12 protein-coding genes and 2 pseudogenes are annotated in these 12986 nt (G+C 58.9%); 3 read left to right on the top strand and 11 right to left on the bottom strand.

The annotated features are described in order from the left end of the window. Positions 1–224 precede the first annotated feature (224 nt). The 7 genes from KUL25_RS04435 to KUL25_RS04465 form a co-directional block, all read right to left on the bottom strand. Positions 225–1625 carry an FGGY-family carbohydrate kinase gene (locus KUL25_RS04435; protein WP_257891835.1) on the bottom strand — a complete coding sequence of 467 codons (1401 nt, stop codon included), beginning with the start codon at positions 1623–1625 and terminating at the stop codon, positions 225–227. After that, positions 1622–1936: an L-rhamnose mutarotase gene (gene rhaM, locus KUL25_RS04440; protein WP_257891836.1), complete on the bottom strand. Its 315-nt coding sequence runs from the start codon at positions 1934–1936 to the stop codon at positions 1622–1624. The genes KUL25_RS04435 and rhaM overlap by 4 nt, the downstream gene beginning before the upstream one ends. Further along, complete coding sequence (locus KUL25_RS04445) at positions 1936–2934, bottom strand: ABC transporter permease (protein WP_257891837.1); 999 nt, start codon at positions 2932–2934, stop codon at positions 1936–1938. The genes rhaM and KUL25_RS04445 overlap by 1 nt, the downstream gene beginning before the upstream one ends. Then, positions 2931–3917, bottom strand: a complete 987-nt coding sequence (locus tag KUL25_RS04450; RefSeq protein WP_257891838.1) for an ABC transporter permease — start codon at positions 3915–3917, stop codon at positions 2931–2933. The genes KUL25_RS04445 and KUL25_RS04450 overlap by 4 nt, the downstream gene beginning before the upstream one ends. Next, positions 3914–5446, bottom strand: a complete 1533-nt coding sequence (locus KUL25_RS04455; protein WP_257891839.1) for a sugar ABC transporter ATP-binding protein — start codon at positions 5444–5446, stop codon at positions 3914–3916. Before KUL25_RS04455 ends, KUL25_RS04450 begins: the two co-directional genes overlap by 4 nt. A gap of 69 nt (positions 5447–5515) precedes the next feature. Next, entirely contained in the window at positions 5516–6520 is a 1005-nt protein-coding gene (gene rhaS / locus KUL25_RS04460) for a rhamnose ABC transporter substrate-binding protein (RefSeq protein ID WP_257891840.1), read from the bottom strand. A gap of 41 nt (positions 6521–6561) precedes the next feature. Further along, positions 6562–7362, bottom strand: a complete 801-nt coding sequence (locus KUL25_RS04465; protein ID WP_257891841.1) for a DeoR/GlpR family DNA-binding transcription regulator — start codon at positions 7360–7362, stop codon at positions 6562–6564. A gap of 190 nt (positions 7363–7552) precedes the next feature. Here KUL25_RS04465 and KUL25_RS04470 point away from each other — a divergent pair, with 190 nt between their 5' ends. From KUL25_RS04470 to KUL25_RS04480, 3 genes and pseudogenes are all read left to right on the top strand, one after another. After that, positions 7553–9655 carry a bifunctional rhamnulose-1-phosphate aldolase/short-chain dehydrogenase gene (locus KUL25_RS04470; RefSeq protein ID WP_257891842.1) on the top strand — a complete coding sequence of 701 codons (2103 nt, stop codon included), beginning with the start codon at positions 7553–7555 and terminating at the stop codon, positions 9653–9655. A gap of 11 nt (positions 9656–9666) precedes the next feature. Then, positions 9667–10908 carry an L-rhamnose isomerase gene (locus tag KUL25_RS04475; protein WP_257891843.1) on the top strand — a complete coding sequence of 414 codons (1242 nt, stop codon included), beginning with the start codon at positions 9667–9669 and terminating at the stop codon, positions 10906–10908. A 143-nt stretch (positions 10909–11051) separates the two neighbouring features. After that, positions 11052–11699, top strand: a pseudogene (locus KUL25_RS04480) (tyrosine-type recombinase/integrase). Positions 11700–11951: 252 nt separating this feature from the next. Here KUL25_RS04480 and KUL25_RS21885 read toward each other — a convergent pair. The 4 genes and pseudogenes from KUL25_RS21885 to KUL25_RS04490 form a co-directional block, all read right to left on the bottom strand. Continuing rightward, positions 11952–12157, bottom strand: a pseudogene (locus KUL25_RS21885) (integrase core domain-containing protein). A gap of 93 nt (positions 12158–12250) precedes the next feature. Further along, entirely contained in the window at positions 12251–12475 is a 225-nt protein-coding gene (locus KUL25_RS21890) for a DDE-type integrase/transposase/recombinase (RefSeq protein ID WP_427854477.1), read from the bottom strand. Continuing rightward, complete coding sequence (locus KUL25_RS21895; RefSeq protein WP_427854391.1) at positions 12388–12618, bottom strand: transposase; 231 nt, start codon at positions 12616–12618, stop codon at positions 12388–12390. The genes KUL25_RS21890 and KUL25_RS21895 overlap by 88 nt, the downstream gene beginning before the upstream one ends. Before the next feature lie 108 nt (positions 12619–12726). Continuing rightward, entirely contained in the window at positions 12727–12858 is a 132-nt protein-coding gene (locus KUL25_RS04490; protein WP_257891844.1) for a hypothetical protein, read from the bottom strand. Between the last annotated feature and the right edge of the window lie 128 nt (positions 12859–12986).

Raw genomic sequence — 12986 nt, forward strand, 5'->3', positions numbered from 1 at the left:
TTTCCCGGCGGCGGACATTGGACCTGATTGAAACCGCCACGGTCGAGTTGCTTTATGGATGCTTGATGCATCGCTCGGGGCGTAAGTCTTCGACGTAGCGCATTCACAGAACAGGGGCCGGACGTAGCATATTGCCGTCAGCCGGATGATTTTGGCTCGTCGTGAAGGCGCTGAAATTGCGTTGGCCTTGCGCACGAAACAGCCTTCCGACTCAAGTTGGAGACTTACCGATTGGATTGATTGATCGCCATGCCGTCATGGTCATTGATCGCTTTGGTCCAACTTTGCGCGTAAACGCTTAGCAATGCGTCCGTTTCAAAGGGTTGGTGTTCACTGTATTGAGGGGGTTCCTGCGACGTTCCTGCAACCAATCGAGCGGCGCCCTGACTCGTTCCGGTCGCGTTATTTGTTGCCAGAACCGGGCAACGGGTCGCGACAGCCAGCATATCCAAATAGTCCCGATTGGTTGCGAAGGGTCCTTCGACGATGATGTCACCTATGTGACCCGTCAGCTTCAAGCATTCGGCGGTCACCATTGCGAGGTAGTAGGATGTGGCTAGGCTTCGCTGGCCTGATCCATGGGGCGGCTCATATGGTCGCCATTTGGCCGTGCGTCCCTTGAACGGCCCCGTCAAAGGCGCGCTTGAAGGCAGGAGCATCACCGGTTGATCCAGGACAGATTTCCGATCTGCCGGCGTTGGCGCGCAGAATGTGCCATCTATGACAGTCTCGAACTCGCGTCCTCCCATGAACCTCGCCGACGGGGTTGGGTCTCCGTGGGCGTTTACATTCACCAGTGTATCTCGGTCCTCATCAAGTTGTGGTTCCCGCCCGCCGATGGTCATCGCAATGACCCAAGTTCCGGTAGAAACGACAGAGAACGGAGTTTTGCGTGTCATCAGGTGGGGCAGCAGCGAGGCGTTGGAATCGTGAATGCCGCAGGTCACCGGTGTGGTGATCGGCAAGCCCGTTTGCCGCGCCACGTCCGGCAGGATCGTTCCCAATACATCAGACGCCATCCGCACTGGCGCCATCTTTCCCGCGATCCCCAGAGCAGCCACCAGCGGCGAAAAGCTGTTGTGGCTGGGGTTCCAAAGGTCTGTATGGCAGCCAAGCGACGTCCGCTCGGTTGTGGCAACTCCGGTCAATCGGTAGGCCCAGAACTGTGGATAAGTCAGGATCTGCGCGGTCTTTTCGCGAAGGCCGGGGTCTTGATCAAACATCCAATGAAGTTGCGCGCCGATGTTCAGGCCGCCTGCCAGCCGGGCAGATCCTGTCTCGGCAAAAGGCGAACGCAGAAGGTCATAGGCCTCGGTCAGGTCATCGGGGCCGGGATGTTCATAATCCAGCATTGGCGCGGCCAGATTGCCATTGGCATCCAGAAGAACGCAAGACGCGCCATGGGCGGTGATGGAAATTGCATCGATCCCGTGGCTGGCATGGAAGTCGCGCAGGCTATCGAGCAGGAACGCCCAATGCCCTTCAAGATCAAAATGCGGCCACGGTGGGCCGGGCGAAACGATGTTGGGGCGCGTGACGACGGCAACTTCATCAAAAGTGACACGGTCCACCAGCGCCAGCTTGGCGTTGGACTTTCCAATATCGATAACGGCGATATGGCTCATGGCATGTGGAAGACAGGGGTGAGGGGCTTGGCGACGGGTTCATTATTGGGATGCGTTGCCATGATATCGGCCATATGTGCCCACCAACGTTGCATCACCGGATGATCCGGCAGGGCGTCCATTGTGTGATCATCGGTGCGCCATAGGACGCCGAACAGCACGCCGGTCTCTTCGTCCAGATGGATCGAGTAATCGCTGACGCCGGCCTTTTTCAGCAGGTCCACAAGCTCGGGCCATATCTTTTCATGGCGATTTCGATACTCGTCCAGGCATTCGGGGTTCAACTGCATCTTGAAGGCGAATTTTTCCATCACGCCCTCCAAATCGACCAGAGGCGAGGCAGTGCGATCACGCCGATCAACAGGCAGCCGATGAAGATCGACATGACGATGCCGGGAACGTTCAGAAGTCCAAGGCCAAAAGTCACCAGTCCCATTACAAAGGCCGCGATGACGACGCCGGGGATGGAGCCCGATCCGCCTAGAATGTTGATGCCGCCAAGGACCACCATGGTGACGATCTCCAATTCCCACCCCAGCGCGATTGTGGGTCGGGTCGAGCCAAGCCGCGCGGTCAGGCAGATCGCCGCGACGCCAGACATCAGCCCTGTCAGCAGGAATAGGATGAACTTTACCCGCGCCACGCGGATGCCCGAAAACAACGCGCCCGTGGGATTGTTGCCGATGGCGTAGACCGCGCGGCCAAAGTTGGTGCGGTGCAGTAGGACGTAGTAAAGCAAGGCGAGGACAGCGAAGAGGACGAATTCAAACGAGATAACCCACCAGACGTAGCCTTGCCCGAAATAGCTGAACTCTGATGGGTAGCCGCGAAAGCCTTGGTCGCCCAGGATGATGTACGAGATACCACGAAACAGGCTCATCGTGCCGATGGTCACGACGATGGACGGCAACCCAAGGCCTGTCACCAGAAAGCCATTGAACCCGCCGCATATCAAGCCTGTCCCAAGTCCGATCAAGACCAGTCCCACGACGCCCACGTCGAATTGCAACGCAAATCCCATGGCGGTAGAGGCCAGCGCAATGATTGAGGCAACCGAAAGGTCGATCTCGCCAGCCACGATCAGGAGCGCCATGGCGAAGGCGATCATGGCTTTCTCGGTGAAGTTGAAGGTCGCGTCGCTTAGGTTCCAAGCGTTGAGGAAGTAAGGCGAAAGAAACGAGTTGGTGATGAAAATCGCAATGGCGACGGCCAACAGTAGTGTTTCCCACGACTTGAAGGCTCGCACGACGGGGCTTTGCAACCGGTCAGGCAAATCGCGGCTGGTTTGATTGAAACCGACGTCACTCATGCCTGTGCCTCCACTTCGGCTCGTTTCAAGATGATGCGGCCCTTCGTGCGGCCAGCTCGGGCGTTGAACGCCACGGCGATCACGATGGCAGCGCCCGAAATTGCCAGCTGCCAGAAGGGCGAGATGCCGACCACGGGCAGGGCGTTCTTGATAATTCCAAGAAAAATTGCGCCCAGAATGGCCCCCATCAGGGTCCCCGCACCGCCCGCAATGGCGATGCCACCGATCACGCAGGCGGCCACCACCTCCAATTCGAACCCCTTGGCGATGTCGACATAGGCGACTGAGTAGCGCGCGACCCACAGATACCCGGTCAAGCCCGCTAGCATGCCCGAGAGAACGAAGGCGTTGAACTGCGTGCGCCCCACATTGATGCCCGCATAGACGGCCGCATGGGGGTTGCCGCCAACGGCATAGAACGCGCGACCAAGAGGTGTGCGGGAGATAACAACGAAGAAGACGGCAGCGGTAAGGATAGCGATCCAGGCGAGGACTGGCAGGCCAAGAATTTCTGCGCGAGGGAAGCCCGTGAAAGCGGGCGACATCTCGTGGGCATTGACCCATGCGCCGTCGGAAATCACGAAGATGATGCCGCGATAGATCGTGAGGGTACCAAGCGTCACCACGATGGGCGGGATGGTCAGTTTCCACACGAGGATACCGTTGATCGCTCCCAGCAGCGCACCGAGGATCAGGGCCACGGCAATGATTGCAGGGATCGGAAGACCGGGGTAGGCGACGTTGAGCATCGCGCAGACCATCCCCGTGAGCGCCAGGTTCGCGGCAACAGAAAGATCGATGCAACGCGTCAGGATCACGATGGCCTGGCCCACGGCCAGGATGATCAGCGGCGACGTATCTGTGAAGACGTTCACCAGATTGGCCGGGTCGATGAATGCGGGGAATCTGCTTGCGATCAATGCGGTGAGGGCAAGGATGACGCCCACCAACAAAGCCTCGCGGGATTTGAGGATGCGGATCATGCTGCGGCTCCTATGCCTGCGGCGTGGCGGACAAGGATTTCTGGGCTCAACCCATCGCGGCCGAGTTCCGCCGCGATCAGCCCTTCGCGCATAACGATAACACGGTCAGACATGCCGAGAATTTCTGGGATCTCCGAGCTGACCATAATGACCGCCAGCCCCTCTGCCGCCAGTTCCGCCATGAACGCATGCACGGCAGCCTTGGATCCGATGTCGATGCCCTTTGTCGGCTCATCAAGTATGATGACGCGCGGCTTTGTCGCCAACCATTTGGCGATGACCACTTTTTGCTGATTGCCGCCGGACAGATTGCCCACGTCTTGATCAAGGGAAGCGGCGCGTAGCTCCAGCCGCTCGGTATAACGACGGGCCAGGGCAAATTCATTGGCCAAGTTCAGGAACCCGTGTCGAGAGGTTTGTGACAACGACGGCAACGTCACATTCTGGAAAATCGGCAGGCCCAAAACCGCACCCTGTTTTCCGCGATCCTCGGGCACGTAGACGATGCCATTGGAAATGGCGTCGGCGGGCGACCGGATGGTGCGAGCCTCGCCGCCAATATGCAGCATCCCGGCGGAGGGTTTGGTGATGCCGAAAATCGCTTGCATCAGCTCGGACCGCCCCGCGCCGACAAGGCCGTAGAAGCCCAGGATTTCACCGGCGTTGAGCGTAAGCGAGATGTCGTCGAATTCTGTGGGATGGGCATAGCCTTCGACGCGCAGGACCTGCTTGCCGGTATTGGGCTGGCGCGCCGGAAAAATCTGGTCCACGGCGCGGCCGACCATGAGTTGCACCAGATCCCCTTCGTTCACATCGGCCATCAGGCCCGCACCCACATGCTCTCCGTCGCGAAAGACGGCGAAACGGTCAGCGATGCGAAAAACCTCATCGAACTTGTGAGAGATAAAAAGGATCGCCCGGCCCTCGGCCTTGAGGCGATTAACCAATTCGTAAAGCTCCTCGATTTCCTTCTGCGACAATGCCGCAGTCGGTTCATCCATGATGACCACGCGCGCGTCGACCGACAGCGCTCGGGCGATGGCCACGAGGTGTTTGTTGGCAATGCCCAGATCCTTGAGGGGGGTAGTAGCGGTCAACGGCGCGTCGATGCGGTCCAGAATTTCCTGGGCGCGCGCATTCATTGCGCCGGTATCGATCAGCCCGAACCGTCCCCGGGGGGCGTGGCCGATAAAGATGTTTTCGGCCACAGAAAGTTCGTCAAACAAGACCGTTTCTTGATGAATTGCGGTAATTCCCGCGGCGGTCGCATCTTCGGCGGACGTGAAGTGGACCGGAAAGTCATCGATGGAAATTGTTCCAGCATCGGCACGATAGATCCCAGTGAGCACCTTCACGATTGTCGACTTTCCCGCGCCGTTTTCGCCGATCAGCGCCGTCACTTGCCCGGGGTAGAGCTCCAACGACACCTCATTGAGGGCCTTCACACCGGGGAAGGTCTTGGTGATCCCGGCAAGACGGAGGACGGGTGTGTCCTGCGCCTCTGTTGTGCTGAGGGCTGGTTGGAGCATCGGAACATCCGTGAGGTTTGGGAAACCCGGCGCACGTGGTCGCGCGCCGGGCCATGCATGGGGCGAAGATCAGAAGATCTCGCGGAACTGCTCGATGTTAGAGGCATCGTAGGTGAACGGGTTGGCCATGGCACCGGTGGTGGTGTCGTCCAACTCCAACTCACCCATTCGGCCCATCGGGACAACCGCGCCGGGCTCTGCCACGACTTCGTTGACCGACAATTCATAGGCCAGCATCGTCGCCGCGTAGCCAAGATCGATCGGGTTCCAAATCGCAAAGCTTTGCGATGCGCCGCTCTCGATGGCGCCGGCCATCTCGGACGGCAGGCCAAGACCCGTGACATTCACCTGGCCAACCATGTCCTGGTCCACCACGGCCTGGGCCGCGGCCACGATGCCCACGGAGGTCGGCGCAATGATCGCGTCGAGATCGGGGTAGGTCTGCATGAGGCCCACGGCTTCGCGGTAGGAGCGGTCGGCGAGGTCATCGCCATAGACCGTCGCAACCACCTCGATGCCAGGATAGTCGCCCATGACGGCGTTCATCTCGGCGATCCAGGTATTCTGGTTCGTGGAGGTTGCCGTAGCAGATAGAAGGGCCACTTGCCCGCCGTCGGGCAGGTGATCAGCGGCAAGTTGAATGATCGTCCGCCCGATCAGGGCGTCCGAGGACGGTGCGAGGTGCAGCATCCGGCCTTCCTCCGCGACACCAGAGTCGAACGACAGCACCGTGATGCCGCGCTGCATCGCACGTTGAAGCACCGGGACGACCGCGTCAGGGTCATTGGCGGAGATGACGATTGCATCGACACCTTGAGCGATCAGCGAATTGATGACTTCAATCTGACCCTCGGCCGTGGTGGACGTGGGGCCTGTATAGATGATCTCGACGTTGCCGAGTTCTTCTGCGGCTTCCATCGCACCATCGTTTGCGGCCTCGAAGAAGCCGATGCCAAGCGCCTTGACCACCAGCGCGATCCGGATCGGCTCATGCGCATCCGCATAGGCTGCGCCGCCGGCCATCATCATGGCAGCCAAAGCGGTGCCACCAAAGATTCTACGTGTGATACTCATGTCATTTCCTCCCATTGAGTTCGTCTTGCTGGATGCGGGCGTCAGCCCGATCCTGTTTCCGCCGCGGCGCCTGTTTGCGTCACGATCAGTTTGATTTCCGCCGCCTCCAGCATCGCTACCGCGCGGTCGGATATGCCGTCGTCCGTGATCACCACGTCGATCCGGTTGAGCGGGCAAAGAACGAGGCTGGAGCGCTGTTCGAATTTTGAGCTGTCGACCAGCACGACCAATTCATCGGCCTGACCGATGAGTTTCTGCTCGGCCTGGATCAAAAGCGGATCAGCCTCCATCAGTCCAAGGGGCCCGAGGCCTTGCGCACCCATAAACATACGGGTCGCCGCAAAATTGCGCGTCACGTCATTATCGAACGGCGACAGGATGATGTTCTGCTCGCGGTAAATCACACCGCCCGAAAGCATGATTGTGTTCTTGGAATTCTTCAGCAGATGTTCGGCGATGGGAAAGCTGTTGGTGAACACCTGCATCCGGCGCGTCGCCAGCGGGTGGACCATTTGAAACGTCGTCGTGCCGCCATTGATGATGATCGCATCACCGTCACTGCACAGATCCACTGCGGCGCGCGCGATGGCCTGCTTTTCCGGCCCACGCATGGTCTCATTAACCGCAAAGGTGCGGCCGGCAAGGCCAACAAAGCTCGGCGGGGCCAGCGCTTCAGCACCTCCGCGAACACGGCGCAGACGATTTTTGGTGTGAAGGGTGTTGATGTCACGACGCACCGTCGCCTCAGACGCGCCGGTGAGCGCGCAGAAGTCGGCAACCGTTACAACGGGGCGCTCTTGCACCGCAGACAGGATGACGTTGTGGCGTTCTTTTTCGTGCATCGAATCCTCCCAAACTCAAGCAATCGTGGTCTGGCATCCCGGCACCTGTCAATCATTAAATGTCAAATAACATCATTTCATGCCATATGATGACTGAAAATGATCATTTGTGATTGACTTGTGGTCGCCCGCGCCGCACCCTCAAGGCAATTCACTTGGTGGGCACAGGAGTGCTCAAAGGGGAGGCTTCATGCTGGAAACCACTGAAAAAGCGCGTTTATCCAATCTTTGGGATGGGTCAAAGGCGGCCACGATGTCCGAGTCGGAAAAGCTGCTTTACCGCTCGAATCTTTTGGGATCGGACAAGCGGATTACCAACTACGGGGGCGGGAACACGTCCGCAAAGGTGATGGAAACTGACCCCCTGTCTGGTGAGTTGACCGAAGTGCTTTGGGTCAAAGGATCGGGGGGCGACGTGGGCTCCATCAAGATAGACGGATTTGCCACGCTCTATATGGAAAAGCTGCGGGCCCTGAAGGGTGTCTACCGTGGCGTCGAATTCGAGGATGAGATGGTTGGCCTGCTGCCCCATTGCACCTTCAATCTGAACGCCCGCGCCGCCTCCATCGACACGCCTTTGCACGCCTATGTCCCGCGTAAACACGTCGACCACATGCACCCCGATGCCATCATCGCGATCGCCGCAGCGGCGGACAGCAAGGCCCTTACGGCTGAGATTTTCGGTAACGATATCGGATGGTTGCCATGGAAGAAGCCGGGCTATGAATTGGGCCTGTGGCTGGAGGATTTCTGCCTCAAGAACCCCGATGCAAAAGGTGTCGTTCTGGAAAGCCACGGGCTGTTCACTTGGGATGACGACGCAGAGGCCTGCTACACCCTGACTGTCGACGTCATCCAGAAGGCGATGGACTGGTTCGCCGCAAAGACGGTTGGCTTGCCTGCCTTTGGTGGCGCGGTCAACGCCTCCTTGCCAGCTGACGAAAGACACGCGGTCGCCGCCCGCTTGATGCCCGCGATCCGTGGAATGGTTTCTAGCCAACAGCACATGGTGGGACACTTCGACGACAGCGATACGGTGCTGGAATTCGTGAACGCTAGGGACATGGAGCCGTTGGCGGCTCTGGGCACATCCTGCCCCGACCATTTCTTGCGCACGAAAATTCGCCCCCTCGTGGTCAGCTTCGACCCTGCGAAACCGGATGTGGACGCGGTTTTGGAAGGCTTGCCTGCACAAGTCGCGGCCTATCGTCACGATTACGCAGCCTATTATGAGCGCTGCAAACATGACGACAGCCCGCCGCTGCGCGACCCGAACGCTGTGGTCTACCTGATCCCCGGCGTCGGCATGATCACCTTCGCCAAAGACAAGGCCACTGCGCGCATCTCGGGCGAGTTCTACGTCAACGCGATCAACGTCATGCGCGGCGCCAGCGCCGTCAGCACCTATTGCGGATTGCCGGAGCAGGAGGCCTTCGACATCGAATATTGGCTTCTGGAAGAGGCCAAGTTGCAGCGACTGCCGAAGCCCAAAGCGCTTGCCGGACGCGTGGCTTTGGTCACCGGCGGGGCAGGGGGTATCGGCTCGGCCACCGCTGCGCGTTACCTGGCGGAGGGGGCCTGCGTGGTTCTCGCCGATATCGACGAGGACGCGCTGTCCGCCACCACAGAAGCTTTGAGCAAGAGTTTTTCCAACGACGTCGTCCGAAGTGTCACAATGAATGTCACCAGCGAGACCGCCGTGGCAGAGGCGTTCGCCTCGGCCGCAGTGGAATATGGCGGCATCGACATCCTGGTATCGAACGCGGGCATTGCTTCATCCGCTCCGGTGGAAGAGACATCGCTGGCGCTTTGGCAAAAGAACATGGACATCCTCAGCACTGGATATTTCCTCGTTAGCCGTGAGGCGTTCAAGATGCTTCGGGTGCAGGGCATGGGCGGGTCCATCGTGTTCGTGGGCTCCAAGAACGGCCTCGCCGCCAGCCCCAATGCTTCCGCCTATTGTACGGCGAAGGCCAGTGAGCTGCACTTGGCTCGGTGTTTGGCGCTGGAAGGGGCGGAAGCGGGCATCCGTGTCAACGTCGTCAACCCTGATGCCGTGCTGCAAGGATCCAAGATCTGGCAGGGAGATTGGCTTGATCAGCGCGCCTCAACCTATGGGACAGACAAGGCCGGGCTTGAGGAGATGTACCGGGAACGCTCCATGCTGAAGCGTTCGGTGTTGCCAGAGGACATCGCGGAAGCCGCGTATTTCTTCGCCTCTGATCTGTCCGCAAAGTCGACGGGCAACATTATCAATGTTGATGCTGGCAACGTCCAGGCCTTCACGCGCTAGGGAGCGGGACCATGACCAAGCAAAATTACGACACGGCCCGCGCGATCTTCGCCGATTGGGGCGTTGATGCGGAAGCCGCGATGGAGCGTTTGGCGCGCATCCCGATCTCAATGCACTGTTGGCAAGGTGACGACGTGGTGGGGTTCGAAGCCAGGACTGGCGCGTCTGGTGGCGGAATTCAGACGACCGGAAATCACCCGGGCCGTGCCCGCACCCCGGATGAGCTTCGCGCCGATCTGGAGTTCTCCTATGCACAAATCCCGGGCTCTCATCGGCTCAATCTGCATGCGATGTATCTAGACACCGACGCCACGCCCGACCGGGACGAGATTGAATACGACCATTTCGCGCCCTGGGTCGATTGGGCGCGCGAACAGGGTCTGGGCCTCGATTTCAATCCGACGTTCTTCGCCCACGCCAAGGCCGACGACAATCTGACTTTGTCTCATCCCGACGCTGGCATCCGGGAGTTCTGGATCGAACATGGCAAGCGGTCGCGCGACATTGCCGCGAAGATGGGGACGGAGTTGGGAAGCGCGTGCGTCAACAACATCTGGGTGCCGGACGGTTTCAAGGACATCCCGGTGGACCGCATGGCCGCGCGGGCGCGGTTGGAGGCGTCTTTGGACGCCATGCTGGCTTCGCCGCAAGAGCACATGCTGGACGCGGTGGAATCCAAGCTGTTCGGCATTGGCGTAGAGGCCTGCACCGTAGGAAGTCACGAGTTCTACTTGGGCTATGCGATCCGCAACAAGACGCTGCTGTGTTTGGACATGGGGCATTTCCACCCGACGGAAAACGTGGCCGACAAGCTAAGCTCGGTGGCGTTGTCGTTGGACGAAATCCTGCTCCACGTTTCCCGGCCCATGCGCTGGGACAGCGACCATGTGATCCTGCTCAACGACGATATCCTCGCGATGGCGCAGGAACTGATTTTTTCAGACCTCCTGGATCGAACGCGCATCGGCCTGGATTTCTTTGACGCCACAATAAGCCGGACAGCGGCCTGGGTGATCGGCACGCGCAATATGCAAAAGGCGCTACTGCGTGGATTGTTGATGCCCAAGGCGCAGTTGCAATCGGCGGAGTCCAGTTTGGACTACACCCAACGCCTGATAGTAACCGAAGAGGTTAAGGACTTGCCCTTTGGTGCTGTCTGGCAGGAGTTCTGCGATCGGCATTCCGCGCCTGAGGGGCTGATGCTGATGAAGACGCTCAGCGAATATGACCGGTCTGTGGCGTCACGCAACTGATCCGAATCGAGATTGTAAGGTGAATTGGACCATTTGTTTGTGGAGGGACAGAATGGGCTCGAAGCTGAAATCGGATGCGGCGCAGCATGTTGTGATACATTGCCTCGTCAACGTCGGGTTGTCGCCTTGGGAGGGAAAGGCGGATCGGAGGATATGTCTTTGAAACACCATACTTACCTGCCATTCGCGCACTTCGACCCGCTTGGAACAAAGGGCGCATCGTTGGACAGAAACGGCCCCTGAAACCAAAACATGCCTGGGCTATCCGAGTTCGTCTGGAGCTGGCCGAAAACCATCGCGACCTCGCCCTCTTCAATATGGCCATCGATAGCAATCTACGCGATTGCGATCTGGTTCGTATGCAGGTCGTCGACGTAATGGCGTCTGGCGAGATCAAAGAACGGCCCTCGGTTTTACAAAGCAAGATACAAGAGCCAGTGTGGTTCGAGATATCAGAAGGCTCGCGTGCGTAAGTCGCAAAGTGGATGGAAGACCCTCTAATGGTCGGATCAGAATGTCTTTGGCCAGGCCGGTTTCACGAACGGCTGCACATCTCGACCCGCCAATATGCACGGATTGTGCGTGACTGGGTTACGTCGATCGGCCTTGAGGTCGCAGCCTTTGGAACACATTCCATGCGGCGACCGAAGGTCACGCAGATCTACAAGAGAGCCGGCAACCTTCGAGCAGTTCCGCTCCTGCTTGGTCAGACCAAGATAGACAGTACTGTTCGGTATCTTGGGGTGGAACTTGTTGATGCTCTTGCGACCGCTGAAGCCATTGAAATCTGACCAGGCGGGCCGTCTTCAGGGACGGCCCCTAGCCGTCGTCCGGAACAACCGCACAGGCTGCGGTGCGGCTTCCCCAAAGCGGATGGGGTGGATAGCTCCTGATCCCCCGGCGTCGCAATTCGCCATACCGCAGTTTGTCTATCAGTGCCAGGAAAGGAGCGACCCAATGCAAGTTGCAACAGTCGGCATCGATCTGGCCAAGCCTGTTATTCAGGTCCACGGGATTGACCTGCTCCCCCTCTGACTCCGCGTTTATGAGTTGGTTTTGTTCAGGGTTTTGTCCTCTCCTGACCGTTGGTGATACTCCCGTGGCGTGAGCCCGTCGAGGCGCGAATGCGGGCGGTGATGATTGTAGTCGTCGCGCCATGCCGCAATCATGCGACAGGCATGGCGCAACGACGGGAACAGGTGCTTGTTGAGGGACTCCTCGCATATCCTCCATTGAAGCTTTCGACCAAACCATGCCGCAGCGGCTTGCCCGGCGCGATATAGTGCCAGCCGACCTTACGATCCTGTTGTCATTTCAGCATCGCATTGCTGGTCAGCTTGGTTCAATTGTCGCTGACCACCATGCAGGGATAGCCCCGCAGCTCAGCGATACGATCCAGTTCTCGGGCGACACGAGCACCGCCAATGGGTGTATCCACCACAGCGGCCAGGCATTCCCGGCTGAAGTCATCGATCACGTTCAGCACCCGGAACCGACGCCCGTCTTCGAGCGCGTCCGACATGAAGTCGAGCGACCACCTCTGGTGCGGCCCCTGCGGGATTGCCATCGGCTTCCTTGTGCCCACTGCGCGCTTGCATCCGCCCCGCCACACTTGGATCGCCACTTATAAAAGGTCGCATCGCTGATGCCGTGCTTGCGGCATAGCTCCTTCGCAGCCACCCCAGCTTGGTGCTCTTTCAAAATGCCCACTCTCGGCAGATTTGCTTTGCAAACCGTCTGCCGCGCAGTGAATGATCTGTTCTTCGCTAAAACGGCTTCTCTTCATCGTCTGTCTCCTCAGTTGGGAACAGGCTAACCTCAAATCGAGGACTTTTCAGGGGAGCAGGTCACCAATTCCCAAGCATCGAAACCCGTGGCATCAAACAGCCGAATGCGCTGGTCATTTTCGGTCTTGTTGCGCGGGTCCTTGCGGTCGTGGATGAGGAGCATCCGTCGTGCGACATCCAGATCGCGCCATTCAACGCGGCGGTTTGCCTACCTCGCACATATCCACTATGTGGAGATCGATCAGATCGCCAACGGTTGCGAGACGCGAGACGGACGACTTGTTCGGTGCC

This window comes from Gymnodinialimonas phycosphaerae, assembly GCF_019195455.1.
GTDB classification, from domain to species: Bacteria; Pseudomonadota; Alphaproteobacteria; order Rhodobacterales; family Rhodobacteraceae; genus Gymnodinialimonas; species Gymnodinialimonas phycosphaerae.

What these genes read in the sequence shown, in the direction of transcription:
- KUL25_RS04455 (WP_257891839.1), bottom strand. Translation starts at nt 5,446, where the DNA reads ATGCTCCAACCAGCCCTCAGCACAACAGAGGCGCAGGACACACCCGTC.
- KUL25_RS04445 (WP_257891837.1), bottom strand. Translation starts at nt 2,934, where the DNA reads ATGAGTGACGTCGGTTTCAATCAAACCAGCCGCGATTTGCCTGACCGG.
- rhaM (WP_257891836.1), bottom strand. Translation starts at nt 1,936, where the DNA reads ATGGAAAAATTCGCCTTCAAGATGCAGTTGAACCCCGAATGCCTGGAC.
- rhaS (WP_257891840.1), bottom strand. Translation starts at nt 6,520, where the DNA reads ATGAGTATCACACGTAGAATCTTTGGTGGCACCGCTTTGGCTGCCATG.
- KUL25_RS04470 (WP_257891842.1), top strand. Translation starts at nt 7,553, where the DNA reads ATGCTGGAAACCACTGAAAAAGCGCGTTTATCCAATCTTTGGGATGGG.
- KUL25_RS04490 (WP_257891844.1), bottom strand. Translation starts at nt 12,858, where the DNA reads ATGCTCCTCATCCACGACCGCAAGGACCCGCGCAACAAGACCGAAAAT.
- KUL25_RS04435 (WP_257891835.1), bottom strand. Translation starts at nt 1,625, where the DNA reads ATGAGCCATATCGCCGTTATCGATATTGGAAAGTCCAACGCCAAGCTG.
- KUL25_RS04475 (WP_257891843.1), top strand. Translation starts at nt 9,667, where the DNA reads ATGACCAAGCAAAATTACGACACGGCCCGCGCGATCTTCGCCGATTGG.
- KUL25_RS21890 (WP_427854477.1), bottom strand. Translation starts at nt 12,475, where the DNA reads ATGGCAATCCCGCAGGGGCCGCACCAGAGGTGGTCGCTCGACTTCATG.
- KUL25_RS04450 (WP_257891838.1), bottom strand. Translation starts at nt 3,917, where the DNA reads ATGATCCGCATCCTCAAATCCCGCGAGGCTTTGTTGGTGGGCGTCATC.
- KUL25_RS04465 (WP_257891841.1), bottom strand. Translation starts at nt 7,362, where the DNA reads ATGCACGAAAAAGAACGCCACAACGTCATCCTGTCTGCGGTGCAAGAG.